The organism is Erwinia magellanica (assembly GCF_039023495.1).
In the GTDB taxonomy this organism is placed as follows: domain Bacteria; phylum Pseudomonadota; class Gammaproteobacteria; order Enterobacterales; family Enterobacteriaceae; genus Erwinia.
Genome location: NZ_JBCHVC010000003.1, coordinates 85,155 through 104,961 on the forward strand (window position 1 = coordinate 85,155; position 19,807 = coordinate 104,961).

Below are 19,807 nucleotides of genomic sequence, written 5' to 3' on the forward strand. Positions count from 1 at the left end.
AATCTGTTTACAAAAATACAACATTAAATGACTATCCTTTCCTGCCGGTTTATTCTCGCTGGCAGCAGGAGAGTTGAGCAGAGCGAGAGTCAGAAAATGAGGGAGGCGGGCTGGCAGACAGCGCGCTGGTTTAGCTGGCCGCAGGTCAGTTCAGGCCAGGATTTAACAGGGCTTATTTATCTGTGATGCATAACAAGCAGGAATAGATCGCTGAACAGAATGAAATTTTTTGGCGGTAAGAGAAAGGTATACGGGAGCACTTGCTGCCGCTCATGCCAGTACGGTGATAAAACGGTTTATCTCCGCATGTGCGGGGAACCCTCAGGAAAGCACGGTCGAACCAAGGTCCACGCGGTTTATTCCCGCATGTGCGGGGAACCCAGCAGAGCGGGCTTCCGATCCATGAACGCCAGCCAAACCATGAAAAAATGGTGTTGCCAGCGCCACCTCTCTTCCCTTCTCAAGGCGTCAATCTAAACAACAGTACGAAGTTAATTTAAGACAAAGTAAAAAAACCTCGCTTCCATGAGATTTGCTGCCGATAAAACAGTATACGTCAGGCATGGCCCACGCGTTCTTCAAGCGTTTCAATAATAAAGGTATTCAATGACTTATTATCTTCAGCAGCAGCCCTGGTAAGCTTCTCAGCAAGAGATTCATTATAACGCAGCGTAAGTGTTTTAATTTTTTCTTTCCGGGCATAAGGATCTATTCCTGCTTCACGGCAGTCTTCAAGATACTCATGTAACGAGAGTTCCCCTTCTTTAATTAAACCTTCAACACTATCGGCAACAAAATCACAGTAGCCGCTCAGACCTAAAAATTTCCCGCGAAACGCATTAAGCTCTGGCACAAAGCTTATCACTGCTGGCTGCCCCGCGACTTTGTATTTTGGATTGACTGTGCTCATGGCTTTATTCCTGTACTTTCTAACCATTCACGAAGGCTGATAACCGCACCCTTATCCGTATCGGGTAAAGGATGTGGTCGATGAAATTTAGCAATACTTCCGTTAAGAATGAAACGACACCGGGAGCCTTTCCCTTCACTGATTTCCCCGCCCAAAGCCCGGATCAGTGATTCGATATCCGACCATTTAATATTAGCGGGCACAGGTACATCGAAAATTTTCTCTAATGTGCTCTGATGTTTTTTCCTTAGTTGCTTCATAGTTTACAGCCTTTCCATGGCTTCATATGATGAAGCTATTATGTTATTCACGCAGGAGTGAGTCAACTCTTGAGCATAGTTAAGACGGTGTGCTTAAGAGCATAAGGGCGAGAATTTTCATCTAAACAGGCATGGAATGGCAGGCCTCTGCTCTTTTTGAAGAGCTGGTGATCTGATTTCCCCGTGCATACGGGGAACACGCGAAGAAGGACGCTGTAACCTGTGGGCTACGGTTTATCCCCGCATGCGGGGAACACTTCGCGGGGCGGTGGAAAACATTGCGGAATCGCGGTTTATCCCCGCGTATGCGGGGAACACATCACCGAGCCGACGATTCGTTCGATAAAATCCGGTTTATCCCCGCGCATGCGGGGAACACAGATGTTGCAGAAGACTGGCCTGATGCATAGGCGGTTTATCCTCGCGTATGCGGGGAACACGGTCAGTACCTCGTAGAGGGTTTTAGGTTTCCTCGGTTTATCCCCGCGCATGCGGGGAACACTCTAAATTTAACGTGTTGATTAAAATCATATTTTAAGCACCTTTAAAATCTACCACGTGAAGCCCTTAAATTAAACCCTGTCTGACCTCCCTGATTTGATGCAAAACAGGGCAGCGGTATTTCCCATAACAAAATCAAAAACAGAGAAGGTGTCGGATTCTTATTTAATCGGCAGCGTGGACTCATCTTCCTACCCTGGCGGCATCAGACGCTTATTAAACTTTGCGCTGTGGTTTTTTAGCAATGTCCAGCGCATCACTGGTTTTGTCGGCGGGAGATTTAAAACAGAGTTAAGGCAGGATTCGCGCGTTAAAAAGCAGACATAAAAAAATCCGGAAACGAGGAACGTTTCCGGATTCTGATACGGCTGCCAGGCTAACTTAACAGATTAACTATGCAGCCGTAGACTCCCCAGGCGACTTACTTCTTCTTCGCTTTCGGGTTTGGCAGGTCGGTGATGCTACCTTCGAAAATCTCGGCAGCCAGACCCACAGACTCATGCAGCGTCGGGTGAGCGTGGATGGTCAGCGCGATATCTTCAGCATCGCAACCCATCTCAATAGCCAGACCGATTTCACCCAGCAGCTCACCGCCGTTGGTGCCGACAACCGCACCACCGATAACACGGTGCGTCTCTTTGTCGAAAATCAGCTTGGTCATGCCGTCTGCACAATCGGAAGCGATAGCACGGCCTGAAGCCGCCCACGGGAAGGTCGAGGTCTCATAGCTGATCCCTTTCTCTTTCGCTTCTTTCTCGGTCAGACCGACCCAGGCAACTTCTGGCTCAGTGTAGGCAATGGATGGGATAACTTTCGGGTCGAAGTAGTGCTTCTTACCGGAAATTACTTCAGCCGCTACGTGGCCTTCATGCACGCCTTTGTGGGCCAGCATCGGCTGACCAACAATGTCACCAATCGCATAGATGTGCGGCACATTGGTACGCATCTGCTTGTCGACGCGGATAAAACCACGGTCGTCCACTTCCACGCCAGCTTTGCCCGCATCCAGACCTTTACCGTTTGGCACACGACCAATCGCTACCAGCACCGCGTCATAACGCTGCGCTTCTGCTGGTGCTTTCTTGCCTTCCATCGAAACGTAAATGCCATCGTCTTTAGCTTCAACGGCGGTAACTTTAGTTTCCAGCATCAGGTTGAACTGCTTAGCAATGCGCTTGGTGAAGACTTTCACCACGTCTTTGTCGGCAGCAGGAATAACCTGATCAAACATTTCAACCACGTCAATCTGTGAACCCAGCGCGTGATAGACGGTTGCCATTTCCAGACCGATAATGCCTCCGCCCATTACCAGCAGGCGCTCAGGCACCTCTTTCAGCTCCAGCGCGGCGGTAGAGTCCCACACGCGAGGATCTTCATGAGGAATAAACGGCAGCTGAATCGGACGGGAGCCGGCAGCAATAATGGCGTTGTCGAAGTTGATGGTGGTGGCACCATTCTCGCCTTCAACCACCAGCGTGTTAGCGCCGGTAAATTTACCCAGACCAGTGACCACTTTAACTTTGCGGCCTTTCGCCATACCAGAGAGACCGCCGGTCAGCTGGTTAATGACTTTCTCTTTCCAGGAACGAATTTTGTTGATATCGGTTTGTGGCTTACCAAACACGATACCGTGCTCTTCCAGCGCTTTGGCTTCTTCAATCACTTTCGCGACGTGCAGCAGCGCTTTGGAAGGGATACAACCCACGTTCAGACAAACCCCACCCAGGGTGCTGAAACGCTCAACAATGACGGTCTCCAGACCTAAATCGGCTGCGCGGAAGGCTGCGGAGTAGCCCGCAGGACCTGCCCCAAGTACCACGACCTGAGTTTTAATTTCTGTACTCATCATGACCTCTTAGTTAACCGCTGGGATATTCATTCATCCACCGGTACGTATTCACCGCAAGAGTTTACAGAATTGTTAATGAACTGCAAACCGCTTGATAAGAAACGTTTTCAACTACCTTGTCGACTCAACAAATCGAAAGTCGGCTATGAGAAGGCCGGCAAAAGCCGGCCTTAAGACTTCTTACATCACCAGACGGCGGATATCAGCCATGATAGTGGCGATATAGGCCGCAAAGCGAGCGCCTGCCGCGCCGTCGATCACACGGTGATCGAAGGAGAGTGACAGAGGCAACATCAGGCGAGGAACGAACTCTTTACCGTTCCAGACCGGTTCCATCGACGACTTAGAGACGCCGAGGATCGCCACTTCCGGCGCGTTGACGATTGGGGTAAACGAAGTACCACCAATGCCGCCAAGGCTGGAGATGGTGAAGCAGCCGCCCTGCATATCACTGGCGGTCAGCTTGCCGTCACGCGCTTTTTTGGAGATCACCGACAGCTCATTTGACAGCTCAACGATGCCTTTACGGTTCACATCTTTAAAGACCGGAACCACCAGGCCGTTTGGCGTATCAACCGCCACGCCGATGTTGATATATTTTTTCAGCGTCAGCTTCTGGCCATCTTCTGAGAGCGAGCTGTTGAAGCGTGGGAACTCTTCCAGCGCTTTGGCAGCCGCCTTCATGATGAACACCAGTGGGGTGATCTTCAGATCCAGCTTCTTCTTCGCAGCTTCTTCATTCTGCTGCTTACGGAAGTTTTCCACTTCGGTAATGTCAGCCTTGTCGTGCTGGGTAACGTGAGGGATCACGATCCAGTTACGGCTCAGGTTGGCACCAGAAATCTTCTGAATGCGGCCCAGTTCGACTTCTTCAATCTCACCGAACTTGCTGAAGTCGACCTTCGGCCACGGCAGCATGCCAGGTATTCCGCCACCGGCAGCAGCCGCTGGAGCAGATTCGGCACGCTTAACCGCATCCTTCACGTAAGACTGGACGTCTTCTTTCAGAATACGGCCTTTACGACCGGTGCCTTTAACCTTCGCCAGATTGACGCCGAACTCACGCGCCAGACGACGAACAACCGGCGTTGCATGCACGTAAGCGTCGTTCTCTGCGAACTCAGCTTTAGCTTCCGCTTTCGCAGGAGTTGGAGCGGCTTCGGCCTGTTTAGCCGGGGCAGCTTCTTCCTGTTTCGCGGCAGGCGCGGCGGCGGGTGCTGCACCCTCCACTTCAAAGACCATGATCAGAGAACCGGTGCTGACTTTGTCGCCGGTGCTGATTTTAATCTCTTTCACGGTTCCCGCGAACGGCGCAGGCACTTCCATTGAGGCTTTGTCACCTTCAACGGTGATCAGCGACTGTTCGGCAGCCACTTTATCGCCCACTTTGACCATCACTTCAGTGACTTCAACTTCATCGCCACCGATATCAGGCACTTCAACGTCTTTTACGCCGCTGGTCGCCGTTGGTGTCGCTGCTGCTTCTTCTTTCATCGCAGGTTTAGGCGCTTCGGCTGGCGCTGCGCCTTCCGCTTCAAAGACCATGATCATGGAACCGGTGCTGACTTTGTCGCCGGTGCTGATCTTAATCTCTTTCACAATACCCGCGAAAGGTGCAGGCACTTCCATTGAGGCCTTGTCGCCTTCAACGGTAATCAGCGACTGCTCTGCTTCTACCTTGTCGCCCACCTTGACCATGATCTCAGTGACTTCAACTTCGTCAGAACCAATATCCGGCACGTTCACATCTTTGCTTTCTGACGCGGCAGCGGATTCTGGTTTCTCTTCAGCTTTAGCCGGTGCGGCGGCTTCTTTTTTCTCTTCAGCTTTAGCCGGTGCAGCTTCGGCTGCATCCTCAGCAGCTTCGAAGATCATAATCAGTTTGCCGGTTTCAACTTTGTCACCGGTGCTGATTTTGATCTCTTTCACCACGCCAGCCTGCGGAGAAGGCACTTCCATAGAGGCTTTATCGCCCTCTACGGTGATCAGCGACTGCTCTGCTTCTACCTTGTCGCCCACCTTGACCATAATCTCGGTGACTTCAACTTCGTCTGCACCGATATCCGGTACGTTAATTTCGATAGCCATTAATCTTTACCTCTTATGCCAGACGCGGGTTGACTTTATCGGCATCGATATCGAATTTAGCGATTGCTTCCGCCACCACTTTTTTATCAATTTCACCGCGTTTAGCCAGTTCACCCAGAGCCGCTACCACCACGTAAGATGCATCCACTTCGAAGTGGTGACGCAGGTTTTCGCGGCTGTCAGAACGTCCGAAACCATCGGTGCCCAGTACGCGATAGTCGCTGGCTGGCATGAAGGTACGGATCTGCTCGGCGAACAGTTTCATATAGTCGGTTGACGCAACGGCAGGTGCATCGTTCATGATCTGAGCGACGTAAGGCACGCGCGGCTCTTCCGTTGGATGCAGCATGTTCCAGCGCTCACAATCCTGACCATCACGCGCCAGCTCAGTGAAGGAGGTCACGCTGTAGACGTCAGAACCTACACCATAATCTTTCGACAGGATCTCAGCCGCTTCACGCACGTGACGCAGAATAGAGCCGGAACCCAGCAGCTGCACTTTGCCCTTGCTGCCTTCAAGCGTATCCAGCTTGTAAATACCTTTACGGATACCCTCTTCCGCACCCTGCGGCATCGCAGGCATGTGGTAGTTTTCGTTCAGCGTGGTGATGTAGTAGTAAATATTTTCCTGCGCTTCGCCGTACATACGCACCAGGCCGTCATGCATGATGACTGCCACTTCGTAAGCATAAGCCGGATCGTAAGAGATACAGTTCGGGATAGTCAGAGACTGAATGTGGCTATGACCATCTTCGTGCTGTAACCCTTCACCGTTCAGGGTAGTACGACCGGAGGTACCGCCCACCAGGAAGCCGCGGGCCTGCTGGTCGCCGGCTGCCCAGCACAGGTCGCCGATACGCTGGAAACCAAACATTGAATAGTAGATGTAGAACGGGATCATCGGCAGGTTATTGGTGCTGTAAGACGTTGCCGCCGCCAGCCAGGATGCGCCTGCGCCCAGTTCGTTGATCCCTTCCTGTAGGATCTGCCCTTTCTCATCTTCTTTGTAGTAAGCAACCTGCTCGCGGTCCTGCGGGGTGTACTGCTGACCGTTCGGGCTGTAAATACCAATCTGACGGAACAGACCTTCCATACCAAAGGTACGCGCTTCATCGGCGATGATCGGCACCAGACGATCTTTGATCGACGGGTTTTTCAGCATCACGTTCAGGGCGCGCACAAAGGCGATAGTGGTAGAGATCTCTTTGTTCTGCTCATCCAGCAGCTGACGGAAATCTTCCAGCGCCGGCAACGAAAGCTTCTCGCTGAAGTTTGGCTGGCGAGTTGGCAGGTAGCCACCCAGCTTCTCACGCTGACCGTGCAGGTATTTGTACTCTTCAGACTCTTTGTCAAAAGTAACGTACGGCAGTGTTTCGATGCTGGCATCGTCAACCGGCACGTTGAAACGATCGCGGATATAGCGCACGCCATCCATGTTCATTTTCTTGACCTGGTGCGCGATGTTTTTGCCTTCCGCGGATTCACCCATACCATAACCTTTGATGGTGTGGGCCAGAATGACCACAGGTTTCCCTTTGGTATCCTGCGCTTTTTTCAGTGCCGCATAGACTTTCTTCGGATCGTGACCGCCACGGTTCAGTGACCAGATCTCATCGTCAGACATATCTTTGACCAGCGCTGCGGTTTCCGGGTATTTACCGAAGAAGTGCTCGCGCACGTACGCGCCATCGCGGGATTTAAAGGTCTGGTAGTCGCCGTCAACAGTTTCGTTCATCAGCTGAACCAGCTTGCCGCTGGTATCTTTGCGCAGCAGCTCATCCCAACGTCCGCCCCAGATAACTTTAATCACTTCCCAACCGGCGCCAGCAAAGATGCCGTCCAGTTCGTTGATGATTTTGCCGTTACCGGTGACAGGGCCATCCAGGCGTTGCAGGTTACAGTTGATGATGAACACCAGGTTATCCAGCTTCTCACGGGTGGCGATGGTGATCGCCCCTTTCGATTCTGGCTCATCCATTTCACCGTCGCCCAGGAAGGCGTAAACGGTCTGCTGGGAAGTATCTTTCAGGCCGCGGTGCTCAAGGTATTTCAGGAATTTCGCCTGATAGATCGCGCCGATTGGCCCCAGACCCATAGAGACGGTCGGGAACTGCCAGAAATCAGGCATCAGTTTAGGGTGCGGGTAAGACGAGAGGCCTTTACCGTGCACTTCCTGACGGAAATTGTTCATCTGCTCTTCGGTCAGACGGCCTTCAAGGAAGGCACGAGCGTAGACGCCCGGAGAGATGTGGCCCTGGAAGTAAACCAGATCGCCGCCATCTTTTTCGCTACGCGCACGGAAGAAGTGGTTAAAGCACACTTCATAGATGGTGGCAGAAGACTGGAAGGAGGACATGTGGCCACCCAGCTCCAGATCTTTCTTCGATGCACGCAGAACGGTCATGATGGCGTTCCAGCGGATAGCGGAACGGATACGACGCTCTAAAGAAGTATTGCCCGGATAGTCCGGCTCGTCTTCAACGGCAATAGAGTTGACGTAGTTGCGGGCGCTCACGCCTGCCGCCACTTTTACGCCACCTTTGCGTGCTTCATTCATGACCTGGTCGATCAGGAACTGCGCGCGCTCAACACCTTCTTCACGGATGACCGATTCGATCGCCTGTAGCCAGTCGCGAGTTTCGATCGGATCCACGTCATTGTGTAAACGTTCTGACATGGGGGTATTCCTTATCTGTGTCTAATACGTTGAATAGTCTGGAGCCTGTCTCGTTATGCTCACCCTGAAGTAAAGCACACTGAGACAGGCTCGTCGTTTATGCCTTGCCTGCGACAAGGCACAGTTCCGCGTTATGGATACGCGTTAGTCCTTACGTTGCTGTAATCGTCGTAAGGAGCGCTCTCGGCGACTCTGCTCGCGACTTCTGTCCAGCAATATTTCTTCGATAAACGCCAGGTGACGGTGTGAGGCTTCGCGGGCCTGTTCCGGCTCACGTGCCACAATCGCCTCAAAAATACTGGCGCGATGACCGCTCACTTTTGCCAGCATTTCCCGGCGCGAGTAGAGCAATTCAAAATTCTGTCGGACGTTCTGTTCCAGCATAGGCCCCATACTGCGTAGCAGATGCAGCAGTACCACATTATGCGCGGCCTCTGTGACAGCGATCTGATACTGCATTACCGCCCCCGCTTCGGCATCGAGATCGCCGCTCTCCTGCGCCGTCTGGATCTGAATATGGCAGTGGCGAATGCGTTGTAAATCTTCATCTGTCCCACGCAGCGCGGCGTAGTAGGCCGCTATCCCCTCCAGCGCATGGCGGGTTTCCAGCAGATCAAACTGCGATTCCGGGTGCCCCGCCAGCAGCTCCACCAGCGGATCGCTCAGGCTTTGCCACAGGCTGGTTTGCACAAAAGTCCCACCGCCCTGACGGCGTAACAGTAAACCTTTGGCTTCCAGACGCTGGATAGCTTCACGCAGAGAAGGACGGGAGACATCGAACTGTTTAGCCAGCTCGCGTTCTGGGAGCAGCTTTTCACCCGGACGCAGGGTCCCTTCCATAATCAGGGACTCGAGCTGCTGCTCGATAGCATCGGATAGCTTTGGTTGGCGGATTTTGCTGTAGGCCATCATCCCTTCTTCTGCCAGTTGCATGAGTAAATTGGTAATACCAATTGCAAAAAGGTGCCCGTAAAGTAACAAAGTATTCACCTCATGTCCATATGGCAAGCTGGTGAAACAGGAGACTGGTCTCGTTTTGCTATAAAGGTTTACCCCGCCTCAAATGCCGAAAAAACCGCCCTGCTTAAATGTTAAATTTTTTAACTTTTCTTAAATCCCGCAGACGCTTAGTGCCCAATAAAACGGCTTACCATAAGAGAAAACTATGCCCTGGTTGATGCCTGGGTAACAAAACAGCTCATCTCACTGAGCGCCTTTTTTTTAAGCACTCTCCCGCACAAAAAGAGAAAGCGAGTGCATTAGAGGGCGCTTATCACTATTCTTGTCGCGAAGGTAGCCTGAACCTCTTTTTCGTGCCTCTGGCACTGTAAATTTTTCAATACGTTACCTGGAAGAACTGACTTACGAAGGCGCGCTTTCGTTGAGAATAATAACGACATCATGAGGTTTACTATGGAACAACTTCAGGGCGAGACGCTGAAACGGGGGCTAAAAAACCGCCATATTCAGCTTATCGCGTTGGGCGGTGCCGTGGGCACCGGCCTGTTTCTGGGCATTGCCGATACTATTCGTATGGCCGGCCCGTCGGTGCTGCTGGGCTACGCCATCGGCGGCTTCATTGCCTTTCTGATTATGCGTCAGCTCGGCGAGATGGTGGTGGAAGAGCCGGTAGCGGGATCGTTCAGCCACTTTGCCTATAAATACTGGGGCAATTTTGCTGGTTTTGCCTCCGGCTGGAACTACTGGATCCTCTATGTGCTGGTAGCGATGGCTGAACTCACCGCCGTGGGCAAATATATTCAGTACTGGTATCCCGAGATCCCCACCTGGGTTTCCGCAGCGGTATTCTTTGTGCTGATTAACGCCATCAACCTGACTAACGTGAAAGTCTACGGTGAGATGGAGTTCTGGTTCTCGATCATTAAAGTGGCTGCCGTAGTGGGCATGATCCTGTTCGGCTGCTGGCTGCTGTTTGGTGGCCATGCAGGCCCGGATGCGAAAGTCTCTAACCTCTGGGACCGGGGCGGCTTCTTCCCTAACGGCATTTCCGGGCTGGTGATGGCGATGGCGGTCATTATGTTCTCCTTTGGCGGTCTGGAGCTGGTGGGAATTACCGCAGCAGAAGCAGATAACCCGGAAAAGAGCATTCCCAAAGCGACAAACCAGGTGCTGTACCGCATCCTGATTTTCTATATCGGCTCACTGACCGTGCTGCTTTCGCTCTATCCGTGGACCAAAGTGATTGGTGGCGCCAGCCCGTTCGTGATGATTTTCCACGATCTCGGCGACAGCCTGGTCGCGAATGCGCTGAACGTGGTGATCCTGACGGCGGCACTCTCGGTTTATAACAGCTGCGTTTACTGCAACAGCCGTATGCTGTTTGGCCTGGCGCAACAGGGCAATGGCCCGAAAGCCTTGTTGAAAGTCGATGCGCGCGGCGTGCCGGTGACGGCCATTGCCGTTTCTGCTACCGCTACCGCGCTCTGCGTATTAATCAACTACCTGATGCCGGGCGAAGCCTTTGGCCTGCTGATGGCGCTGGTGGTCTCTGCACTGGTGATCAACTGGGCTATGATCAGCCTGGCGCACCTGAAATTCCGCCGTAAGAAAGATCAGCAGGGCGTGGAAACGCGCTTTAAAGCGCTGCTCTATCCGCTGGGTAACTGGATCTGCCTGCTGTTCCTGGCGGGTATTCTGGTGATTATGGCAATGACGCCGGGCATGGCGATTTCCGTCTGGTTAATTCCGGTCTGGATAGCCATTCTGGGCGTGGGCTATATGATTAAGTCCCGCACGCAAAAAGCATAATGCTCAGAGGGCACTCCGGTGCCCTCTTGCTGATTTGCTCGCCCCACTCCTACTCCCGCACCTTCACCCTCGCCTGGCTTTCCGCTGCCGCTTCACCTTTTACCTTTTACCTTTTACCTTTCACCTTTTACCTTTTACCTTTTACCTTTCACCTTCCACCTTCCACCTTCCACCTTTCACCTTTCACCTTTCACGCTCCTTGCTTCCTCCTCTTGATCCCTGCTTATTACTTTATTACCTGCCTTATTCTCCAGCCGCCCTTACTAATGCCTTTACCTGAGTGAGCGGAAAGACTTAAGTGTTATCCTACTCACACTTTTCAACCCACAGGCGATTTGTCCATCTCTGCGACGCTTTCTGCCAGCGCAAAGCGGGCCTAAGCCATTAATAATGCACTTCATGATTCCAGTGAGAGAAAAATCCATGAAGAGCGCGGCGCTGACAGTAAGAGAAAAGATTGGGTACGGCATGGGCGATGCAGGCTGCAACATGATTGGCGGGGCGATCATGCTGTTCCTTAATTATTTCTACACAGATGTCTTTGGCCTGGCGCCTGCGCTGGTTGGCGTGCTGCTGCTTTCGGTGCGGGTACTGGATGCGGTTACCGACCCCATTATGGGTGCGATTGCCGACCGGACGCAGAGCCGGTGGGGACGTTTTCGTCCATGGCTGTTGTGGATCTCCCTGCCTTATGTGGTATTCAGCGTACTGATGTTTACCACGCCCGACTGGACTTATAACAGCAAAGTTATCTATGCCTTTGTGACTTATTTTCTGATGTCGCTGACCTATACCGCCATCAATATCCCTTACTGCTCGCTGGGCGGCGTGATCACTAACGATCCTGGTGAGCGCGTCTCCTGTCAGTCCTATCGCTTTGTTATGGTCGGCATTGCCACGTTAATTCTCTCCCTTTCGCTGCTGCCGCTGGCAGAGTGGTTCGGCGGCGAGAACAAAGCGCGCGGTTATCAGATGGCGATGAGCGTACTGGCTCTTATTGGCCTCTGTATGTTCCTGTTCTGCTTTGCGACAGTGCGTGAACGTATCCGGCCCGCCGTGCCAAGCAACGATGACATGAAGGCGGATTTACGCGACGTGTGGAAAAACGATCAGTGGGTACGTATCCTGCTGCTGACCTTTTGCAATGTTTGTCCGGGCTTTATCCGCATGGCGGCGACCATGTATTACGTTACCTGGGTGATGGGCCAGTCTACCCACTTTGCGACCCTGTTTATCAGCCTTGGCGTGATTGGCATGATGATAGGCAGCACGCTGGCCAAAGTGCTTACCGACCGCTGGTGCAAACTCAAAGTCTTTTTCTGGACCAATATTGCACTGGCGATCTTCTCCGGCGGATTTTACTTCCTTGACCCGCAGGCTACCGTGCTGGTAGTGGTGATGTACTTCTTCCTTAATATCCTGCACCAAATCCCTTCGCCGCTGCACTGGTCATTGATGGCCGATGTGGATGACTATGGCGAATGGAAAACCGGCAAGCGCATCACCGGCATCAGTTTCTCCGGTAACCTGTTTTTCCTGAAGGTAGGCCTGGCGGTAGCGGGTGCTATGGTTGGCTTCCTGCTCTCCTGGTATGGTTACGATGCAGGTGCAAAAACCCAGGCACCGAGCGCCATCAACGGCATCGTGCTGCTGTTTACGGTGATCCCTGCTGTGGGATATCTGATTACCGCTGGCGTTGTCCGCCTGCTGAAGGTTGACCGCGCGATGATGAGGCAAATCCAGCAGGATCTGGAAAAACGCCGTACCAGCTTCCAGGAGCTTAATGACTATCATGACAGCAAAGCCGCTGTTAAACCGGTGAATACATAATGACGACTTCTCTGTGGCAAAACCCGTTTATTGAGCAACGCGCCGATCCCTTCATCCTGCGTGAAAACGGCCAATATTACTTTATCGCTTCCGTCCCGGAGTACGATCGGCTGGAGATCCGCAGTGCGGATACCCTTAATGGCCTGGCTTCCGCCCAACCGGTTGTGGTCTGGCGCAAGCCCGAACAGGGGCCGATGAGCGAGCTTATCTGGGCGCCAGAGCTGCACAAAATTGGCGGAACCTGGGTGATTTACTTTGCCGCTGCGCCCACCAGGGCGATTAAAGATGGGCTGTTTCAGCACCGGATGTTCGCGCTGGCCTGCACGGATAGCGACCCGATGAGGGGGGAGTGGCGCGAATGCGGGCAAATTGTCACGCCGATCGACAGCTTTGCCCTGGATGCCACCCATTTTGTGCATCAGGGTAAGAACTGGTATCTGTGGGCGCAAAAAGATCCGCACATTGCCGGCAACTCCAATCTTTATCTGGCCGAACTGGCGTCACCCTGGGCGATAAAAGGCCAGCCGGTGATGCTCAGCAAGCCAGAATATGAGTGGGAATGCAGAGGGTTCAGCGTCAATGAGGGGCCTGCGGTGATTCGACACGGAGAGCGGCTGTTCGTCAGCTATTCTGCCAGCGCAACCGATGAAAACTACTGCATGGGCTTATTGTGGATTGCGGCAGAGGCCGATCCGCTGAATAACGCCAACTGGCAAAAATCCCCGCATCCCCTTTTCACCACCAGCTATGAAAATCGGCAGTTTGGCCCCGGACATAACAGCTTTACGGTAACGGAGCAGGGAGAAGATGTGCTGGCCTATCATGCCCGTAATTACACGGAGATTGAGGGCGATCCGCTGTACGACCCTAACCGTCATACGCGCCTCAAAACCTTTAGCTGGAACGCGGAAGGCATGCCGGAATTTGGCACGCCTCCTGCCGATACGGTGTCAGACTAATGTGCCGTAGATCGTCAACAGCGCGACCACAACGACCATAACCAGCGAAACCTTCTTCGCCAGCGCCACGGCCACGCGAGGGGTTTCAACTTTGTCGGTATGCGGGTCGCGGGCCAGAGAGAACTGGGCAAGGCGTGTCAGCACCTGGTACTGCGGAGTGTGACGATCGGTGAGTGAGGCAAACCAGGCTGGAAGCGCCCGCTCACCATGCCCTAACAGCGCATAGGCCACACCAACCAGCCGCACCGGCAGCCAGTCAACCACATGCAGCACGGCATCCACGCCGGACTGCGAGCGCTCCAGTGGCGAGTGGTGGCGCGCCAGCCAGGATTGCCAGGCGCGCAGAAAAGCGTAGCCCACCAGCAGCACCGGCCCCCAGGGGCCGCCGACCACAAACCAGAACAGCGGGGCCAGATAGTAGCGGAAGTTAATCCACAACAGCGCATTTTGCAGCGCGCAAAGATACTCTCGCTCATCACATTCAACAGGCAGCCCGTGGATCAGCGACAGCTCTTCCGCCATCGCCTGATGGGTATCCTGGTCGTTGCGGCTCGCTGCTTTAAGATAAGCATGATAGTGCAGACGAACAGAACCGGCGCCGATACAGAGCAGACCTACCGCAATCCAGAACAACAGTTGCAGCACGCCAAAAAATAGCCCTTTTAACGCCAGCAGGCACGCCAGCACCACAGCCATTGCTGCCAGCGTCATCATCAAGGTGCGAACCAGGCTGTATTTATGTCGACGGCGAAATATCCCGGCAAGGTGATGATCAAACTGCCAGTGCTCACCCATCTTGAAAAGACGTTCCCAACCCAGAACTAATAACAAACTAAAAAGCGTCATGCCTGTGGCTCCTGTACTGACGCATCCGGCGTTAAGCCTGACGCCCCCCGAAATCGGTTCCAGTCAAAAGCCGGACCGGGGTCGGTTTTTCTGACCGGGGCAATATCACTGTGTCCGGTAATATGCTCAGCCATTTGTGGATAGTGTGATATCAGCAGCTGGGTAACGGCCTGCAAAGCCTGATATTGCTCGTCGGTATAAGGCAACGTATCTGTGCCTTCCAACTCAATGCCTATCGAAAAATCGTTGCAGGCTTCACGGCCCTGATAAGTGGAAACGCCGGCATGCCAGGCGCGAAGATGGAAAGGGACATACTGAATAATTTCGCCATCACGGCGGATAAGGCAGTGCGCAGAAACCCGGAGATGCGCGATTTCGGCAAAAAAGGGATGAGCCTGTGGATCAAGATTTCCGGTAAACAGCGCATCGATCCACGGACCGCCAAATTCGCCCGGCGGTAAACTGATGTTGTGAATAACCAGCAACGATGGCGTTTCATTGTCCGGACGCTCATTGAAATGCGGCGAGGGAACCCGCTTCACTCCTGCAATCCAGCCCGCTTGCAGCTGCATGCCCTGCTCTCCTTTTATAACGTAATCATCAGAGTAGCATGAATCATTTTCAGAAAACCAAACTTCTGGTGCGCCTGAAAACGGCGCTGAAACAGAGAAACTTTTTTGCAGCCGGTTCGCACTCCGCCGTAAATCGTTTTGTCAGGCAACCCGCCTTGTTACCGGCTGTTGCCGTGCTGAACCGCAACGCCAGCCAGCAAGGCTTTTGGGTGGCTGTCCCTGACCGCGGCCAAAGGCGGCTCGCCTTTTGGTGAAGTCATATTCAGCGGAAAGTCGCACAGCGCTAATTTGTCGCCCCACGGCCCACGCTGGCTGGCAAGCCGACGTTAAAAAGGCTAGCATGAGCGGACTCTCTTCCCGACTTTTCGGAGTTCGATCATGACGACCCGCCGCTACGATCCGGACAGCCGCCGCACGGCGTTGCTGGAACGTATTGAGGATGATATTCCACCAAGCGTTGCTCAGGCCCTGCGTGAAGACCTGGGCGGCGAAGTGGACCCCTGTAAAGATATCACCGCCAGCCTGCTGCCAGCAGAGGCTACCTCTCATGCCAGCGTAATTACGCGTGAAGCGGGCATTTTTTGCGGTAAGCGCTGGGTAGAAGAAGTGTTTATTCAGTTGGGCAATAAAACCGAGATTACCTGGCATGTTGCTGACGGCGATAAGATCATCGCCGATCAGATCCTCTTCGAAATTACCGGCCCCTCGGCTTTGATCCTCACGGCTGAACGCACCGCGCTGAACTTTGTCCAGACGCTTTCCGGCGTGGCGACCGAAGTGAGTCGTTACGTATCAATTCTGGAAGGCACCCGCACGCAGCTGCTGGATACCCGAAAAACCTTGCCTGGCCTGAGAACCGCCCTGAAATATGCGGTGCTCTGCGGCGGTGGCGCAAACCATCGCCTCGGGCTTTCCGATGCTTTCCTGATCAAAGAAAATCACATTATCGCCACCGGCTCAATTCGGGACGCCATAGAAAAAGCGTTCTGGCTGCATCCGGATGTGCCGGTTGAAGTGGAGGTGGAATCGCTGGAGGAGCTGAATCAGGCGCTGGATGCAGGCGCAGATATCGTAATGCTCGACAACTTTACCGTTGACCAGATGCGTGAAGCGGTAAAACTAACCAATGGGCGTGCGCAGCTGGAAGTCTCCGGCAATGTTACGGATGAGACGCTTCGCACCTTCGCAGAGACCGGCGTGGACTATATCTCCGTTGGCGCACTGACCAAGCACGTTCGTGCTCTGGATCTGTCGATGCGTTTCAAATAGGTCTCCCCTCACGCCATCCTCTTGTGATGGCGTGAAGCTTTAGCGCGTTCTGCGCATTCGCTTCCAAAATATCTGCCACCAGCTGCAATAACCGCTGATTCTTTTCGGCACACCACGGCGTTGCCTGCTTTGCCGATGGTTCTGCTTTCCTGCTGACGCTATCTTGCCAACCTCTTAACTACACGGAGGTTTAGCATGAAGCAGCAAGGGTTTACCCTGATTGAACTGATGATTGTGATTGCCATCATCGCCATCCTGAGCGCCATTGGCCTGCCCGCCTACCAGAGCTATCTGCAAAAAGCCGCCCTCACCGATATGTTGCAAACCGCCATTCCCTATAAAACGGCAGTAGACCTCTGCATCATTGAGCAGGGAGGAAGCGGCAGCTGTAGCGAAGGCAGCAACGGTATCCCTGCGGGCAAAGGGTCACGCTATGTCAGCGCCATTAGCGTCTCCGCAGGTGTGATTACCCTTACCGGCCAGGAGAGCCTGAACGGGCTAAGCGTAGCGATGAACCCAACCTGGGATGCTGCGCAGGGGCAAATCAGCTGGCAGCGAAGCTGCACCAGCAAGCAGGCCAGCCTGAAAGAAGCCTGCCAGAGTGTCTTTCGCTTTGAGGATGAAACGGAGGTGGCCGAGTGATCCCGCCATCCACTCAGCGGGCGGTGGAGGCCCTCTGTTTACGTCATCAGGCGGTGATCCTGGCGTTTACGCCTGAAAAGCTCCACCTTGCAATGGCAGAGACGCCGGACGATGCGCTGATTGAAGCGCTACGCTTTGCCACGCAGAGCACGCTGGAGGTTGAATGTTGGCCGCAGGCGCAGCTGGAACAGTTTCGCCAGGTTAAGGAGCCTGCTGATAAATGCACGCCGGAATATGAAGCGGGGGAAACCGCACCGGAGAAGATCCAGACTCTGCTGCAACTTGCCATCCAGCGGCGCGCTTCCGATATCCATATTGAACCACAGCGGGATGCGCTGCGCGTACGGTTTCGTATTGATGGCGTACTGCAAAGCGTTGCCGGTAGTGAACATCATAATGCTGCGGCACTGCTCGCCCGCCTGAAAATTCTGGCCAACCTGGATATTACCGAGCGCCGCTTACCGCAGGACGGACAATTTACCACTGAGATTGAGGGTAAATCCGCCTCTTTCCGCCTCTCCACCCTGCCGACACAGTACGGCGAGAAAGCGGTAATACGCCTGCTGCAAAGCGAGCCTCATGCCGTTGCGCTGGAAAAGCTGGGCATGCCCCCTGCCGCGCTGAAGCTCTATCGTCAGGCGCTGGCCCGTCCCCAGGGTTTGATCCTGGTAACCGGCCCAACGGGCAGTGGCAAAACGTTTACGCTCTACAGCGGATTAAGCTCGCTGAACTCCCCGGCGCGCAATCTGTGCAGCGTTGAAGATCCCATAGAAATTCCGCTGGCGGGGATCAATCAAACCCAGATCCATGCCAAAGCTGGCCTGGATTTCAACCGGGTTCTGCGCGCCCTGCTTCGTCAGGATCCGGATGTCATTATGCTGGGCGAAATCCGCGACAGGGAAACGGCAGAAACGGCCATCAAAGCTGCGCAGACCGGGCATCTGGTCTTATCGACGCTGCATACCAACTCCACGACGGAAACGCTGACGCGTATGGGGCAGATCGGCATTCCGGGCTATTTACTGGCTTCCGCGCTGATATTGATTATCGCTCAGCGGCTGGTCAGGCGACTTTGCCCCCATTGTCGTAAGCCGGGTGAGGCGGTTGCCCATTTTCCATCAGCCATCTGGCCCGGCACGGTGCAGAACTGGCAGGCGGTGGGCTGTGAACGCTGCTATTCAGGCTTTTATGGCAGGCTGGCGTTGTTTGAAATGCTGCCAGTCACTGCCCGTCTGCAAAACGCCATCGCTGCTGAGAGCAGTGCTGAACATCTGACTGATATCGCCCGTCAGCAGGGACGCAACTCACTTTTTGTAGAAGGTCTTCACTCTGTAAACCGGGGCGAAACCACGCTGGAAGAGCTTAACCGCGTTGTGGGAGGAGATAATGCATGATTTCAGAAAGCGAGCGCTTTTTGTTTCGCTGGCAGGCGTTGACCAGCAAGGGAGAGCTGCATCGGGGCGCCTGTTTTTGTCAGGATCAACAGGAGGTGATGGACAAATTGCTGGCCAGGGCGCTGACACCGCTGATGCTTTCTTCCGGCAGGCGGGTACGGGCCAGTGAGTGGCAACTGCGGCATAAAATTACGCTGTTTCGCCAGTTAGCGACGTTGCTTAAAGCCGGAATGACACTCTCTGCCAGCCTGAGTCTGATTGCAGAGGATCATGCGATTGTATGCTGGCAGGCCTTACTGGGTCAGCTTAAAAGCGATGTTGCTGAAGGCGTCCCGTTTTCAGAAGCGCTGGCCCGCTGGCCCGCTGTATTTCCTCCGCTCTATCCCGCTCTGATGTCTGTAGGGGAGATGACCGGACGCATTGATGAGTGCTGCCTTCAGCTGGCGGGTCAGCAGGAGCGTCAACATCTGTTGCAGAAAAAGGTCACTAAGGCGCTGCGTTATCCGCTGTTTATTCTGGCCTTAGCACTGGTAGTCAGTACCGGCATGCTGATCTTTGTCCTGCCTGAGTTTATGGCGGTCTATAGCGCTTTTGACGCGCCGCTTCCGGCTTTTACCGCTGCCGTTGTTACCCTCTCGCTCCTGCTGCAACGATACGGGCTGGTGTTACTGACGGTGATTGCAGCATCCGGAATAGTATTACGATGGCAAACCAGACGGTCGCCGCACTGGCAGAAACGCCTGCAACGCTGGCTGTTAGCGCTGCCTTTGATCGGCAGATTGTATCAGGGTGGGATGCTCAGCCAGATCTTTATGACCCTGGCGTTAACGCAGCATGCCGGGCTGACGCTGTTGCAAAGCCTGCAAGCTGTTGAGAGAACGCTGGCAGATCTGCTGTGGCGGGAAGCCATCCAGCAGCTTCAGCATCATATTGCTGGCGGCCATCCTCTGCACCAGGCACTGAAACGGCACACCCTTTTTACGGCTCTGTGCTATCAGTTGCTGAAAGTGGGGGAAGAGTCTGGTTCGCTGGACAGCATGTTAACCCGGCTGGGAAACCTGCATGAGGAGACGACACAGGAGCTGGCGGATAACCTGGCAGCCGCGCTGGAACCACTAATGATGGTGGTTACCGGCTTGCTGGTGGGGGCGCTGGTGATCGCCATGTATCTGCCAATTTTCAATCTGGGTGATACGCTGGGATGATGTTTAATCCGGATGATACGTCGGGATGATGTTTAT

Annotated in this window: 15 protein-coding genes; 7 read left to right on the forward strand and 8 right to left on the reverse strand. The window is 53.8% G+C overall.

What is annotated here, in order from left to right; genetic code table 11:
- Positions 1 to 556: 556 nt before the first annotated feature.
- From AAH450_RS12125 to pdhR, 6 genes are all read right to left on the reverse strand, one after another.
- The gene (locus AAH450_RS12125) at positions 557 to 910 is read right to left on the reverse strand and encodes a type II toxin-antitoxin system HicB family antitoxin (RefSeq protein ID WP_342910456.1); all 354 of its coding nucleotides are present in this window, start codon (positions 908 to 910) and stop codon (positions 557 to 559) included.
- Positions 907 to 1,170, reverse strand: coding sequence for a type II toxin-antitoxin system HicA family toxin (locus AAH450_RS12130; RefSeq protein WP_342910457.1), 264 nt, complete (start codon positions 1,168 to 1,170; stop codon positions 907 to 909). Before AAH450_RS12130 ends, AAH450_RS12125 begins: the two co-directional genes overlap by 4 nt.
- A gap of 922 nt (positions 1,171 to 2,092) precedes the next feature.
- Positions 2,093 to 3,517 (reverse strand): dihydrolipoyl dehydrogenase, encoded by a 1,425-nt coding sequence (lpdA, locus tag AAH450_RS12135; RefSeq protein ID WP_318788932.1) that lies wholly within the window; start codon positions 3,515 to 3,517, stop codon positions 2,093 to 2,095.
- Positions 3,518 to 3,700: 183 nt separating this feature from the next.
- Entirely contained in the window at positions 3,701 to 5,608 is a 1,908-nt protein-coding gene (gene aceF / locus AAH450_RS12140; RefSeq protein ID WP_342910458.1) for a pyruvate dehydrogenase complex dihydrolipoyllysine-residue acetyltransferase, read from the reverse strand.
- 13 nt (positions 5,609 to 5,621) lie between these two features.
- Positions 5,622 to 8,285, reverse strand: coding sequence for a pyruvate dehydrogenase (acetyl-transferring), homodimeric type (aceE, locus tag AAH450_RS12145; protein WP_342910459.1), 2,664 nt, complete (start codon positions 8,283 to 8,285; stop codon positions 5,622 to 5,624).
- A 144-nt stretch (positions 8,286 to 8,429) separates the two neighbouring features.
- Complete coding sequence (gene pdhR / locus AAH450_RS12150; protein WP_318788931.1) at positions 8,430 to 9,194, reverse strand: pyruvate dehydrogenase complex transcriptional repressor PdhR; 765 nt, start codon at positions 9,192 to 9,194, stop codon at positions 8,430 to 8,432.
- Positions 9,195 to 9,698: 504 nt separating this feature from the next.
- Between pdhR and aroP the strand changes: the two genes are divergently transcribed.
- The 3 genes from aroP to AAH450_RS12165 all read left to right on the forward strand — a co-directional run bounded on the left by aroP (position 9,699) and on the right by AAH450_RS12165 (position 13,843).
- The gene (gene aroP, locus AAH450_RS12155; protein WP_342910460.1) at positions 9,699 to 11,054 is read left to right on the forward strand and encodes an aromatic amino acid transporter AroP; all 1,356 of its coding nucleotides are present in this window, start codon (positions 9,699 to 9,701) and stop codon (positions 11,052 to 11,054) included.
- Between the two features lie 423 nt (positions 11,055 to 11,477).
- On the forward strand, positions 11,478 to 12,884 hold the full coding sequence (locus tag AAH450_RS12160; protein ID WP_342910461.1) for an MFS transporter: 1,407 nt from the start codon (positions 11,478 to 11,480) through the stop codon (positions 12,882 to 12,884).
- On the forward strand, positions 12,884 to 13,843 hold the full coding sequence (locus tag AAH450_RS12165) for a glycoside hydrolase family 43 protein (protein ID WP_342910462.1): 960 nt from the start codon (positions 12,884 to 12,886) through the stop codon (positions 13,841 to 13,843). Before AAH450_RS12160 ends, AAH450_RS12165 begins: the two co-directional genes overlap by 1 nt.
- Here the strand turns inward: AAH450_RS12165 and ampE are convergent.
- Entirely contained in the window at positions 13,835 to 14,689 is an 855-nt protein-coding gene (gene ampE / locus AAH450_RS12170) for a beta-lactamase regulator AmpE (protein WP_342910463.1), read from the reverse strand. The genes AAH450_RS12165 and ampE overlap by 9 nt on opposite strands.
- Complete coding sequence (gene ampD / locus AAH450_RS12175) at positions 14,686 to 15,261, reverse strand: 1,6-anhydro-N-acetylmuramyl-L-alanine amidase AmpD (RefSeq protein ID WP_318788815.1); 576 nt, start codon at positions 15,259 to 15,261, stop codon at positions 14,686 to 14,688. The genes ampE and ampD overlap by 4 nt, the downstream gene beginning before the upstream one ends.
- Before the next feature lie 378 nt (positions 15,262 to 15,639).
- Between ampD and nadC the strand changes: the two genes are divergently transcribed.
- From nadC to hofC, 4 genes are all read left to right on the forward strand, one after another.
- Entirely contained in the window at positions 15,640 to 16,530 is an 891-nt protein-coding gene (gene nadC / locus AAH450_RS12180; RefSeq protein ID WP_342910464.1) for a carboxylating nicotinate-nucleotide diphosphorylase, read from the forward strand.
- Between the two features lie 195 nt (positions 16,531 to 16,725).
- Positions 16,726 to 17,172, forward strand: coding sequence for a prepilin peptidase-dependent pilin (ppdD, locus tag AAH450_RS12185; RefSeq protein WP_342910465.1), 447 nt, complete (start codon positions 16,726 to 16,728; stop codon positions 17,170 to 17,172).
- Positions 17,172 to 18,566: a type II secretion system protein GspE gene (gene gspE, locus AAH450_RS12190; protein ID WP_342910822.1), complete on the forward strand. Its 1,395-nt coding sequence runs from the start codon at positions 17,172 to 17,174 to the stop codon at positions 18,564 to 18,566. The genes ppdD and gspE overlap by 1 nt, the downstream gene beginning before the upstream one ends.
- The gene (gene hofC, locus AAH450_RS12195) at positions 18,563 to 19,771 is read left to right on the forward strand and encodes a protein transport protein HofC (protein WP_342910466.1); all 1,209 of its coding nucleotides are present in this window, start codon (positions 18,563 to 18,565) and stop codon (positions 19,769 to 19,771) included. Before gspE ends, hofC begins: the two co-directional genes overlap by 4 nt.
- Positions 19,772 to 19,807: the final 36 nt, after the last annotated feature.

Bases quoted from the DNA above. Each gene is read 5' to 3' on its own strand.
- lpdA (WP_318788932.1), bottom strand. From the start codon at position 3,517: ATGAGTACAGAAATTAAAACTCAGGTCGTGGTACTTGGGGCAGGTCCT.
- hofC (WP_342910466.1), top strand. From the start codon at position 18,563: ATGATTTCAGAAAGCGAGCGCTTTTTGTTTCGCTGGCAGGCGTTGACC.
- AAH450_RS12125 (WP_342910456.1), bottom strand. From the start codon at position 910: ATGAGCACAGTCAATCCAAAATACAAAGTCGCGGGGCAGCCAGCAGTG.
- ampE (WP_342910463.1), bottom strand. From the start codon at position 14,689: ATGACGCTTTTTAGTTTGTTATTAGTTCTGGGTTGGGAACGTCTTTTC.
- AAH450_RS12130 (WP_342910457.1), bottom strand. From the start codon at position 1,170: ATGAAGCAACTAAGGAAAAAACATCAGAGCACATTAGAGAAAATTTTC.
- ampD (WP_318788815.1), bottom strand. From the start codon at position 15,261: ATGCAGCTGCAAGCGGGCTGGATTGCAGGAGTGAAGCGGGTTCCCTCG.
- aceE (WP_342910459.1), bottom strand. From the start codon at position 8,285: ATGTCAGAACGTTTACACAATGACGTGGATCCGATCGAAACTCGCGAC.
- AAH450_RS12165 (WP_342910462.1), top strand. From the start codon at position 12,884: ATGACGACTTCTCTGTGGCAAAACCCGTTTATTGAGCAACGCGCCGAT.
- aceF (WP_342910458.1), bottom strand. From the start codon at position 5,608: ATGGCTATCGAAATTAACGTACCGGATATCGGTGCAGACGAAGTTGAA.
- aroP (WP_342910460.1), top strand. From the start codon at position 9,699: ATGGAACAACTTCAGGGCGAGACGCTGAAACGGGGGCTAAAAAACCGC.
- AAH450_RS12160 (WP_342910461.1), top strand. From the start codon at position 11,478: ATGAAGAGCGCGGCGCTGACAGTAAGAGAAAAGATTGGGTACGGCATG.
- pdhR (WP_318788931.1), bottom strand. From the start codon at position 9,194: ATGGCCTACAGCAAAATCCGCCAACCAAAGCTATCCGATGCTATCGAG.
- nadC (WP_342910464.1), top strand. From the start codon at position 15,640: ATGACGACCCGCCGCTACGATCCGGACAGCCGCCGCACGGCGTTGCTG.
- ppdD (WP_342910465.1), top strand. From the start codon at position 16,726: ATGAAGCAGCAAGGGTTTACCCTGATTGAACTGATGATTGTGATTGCC.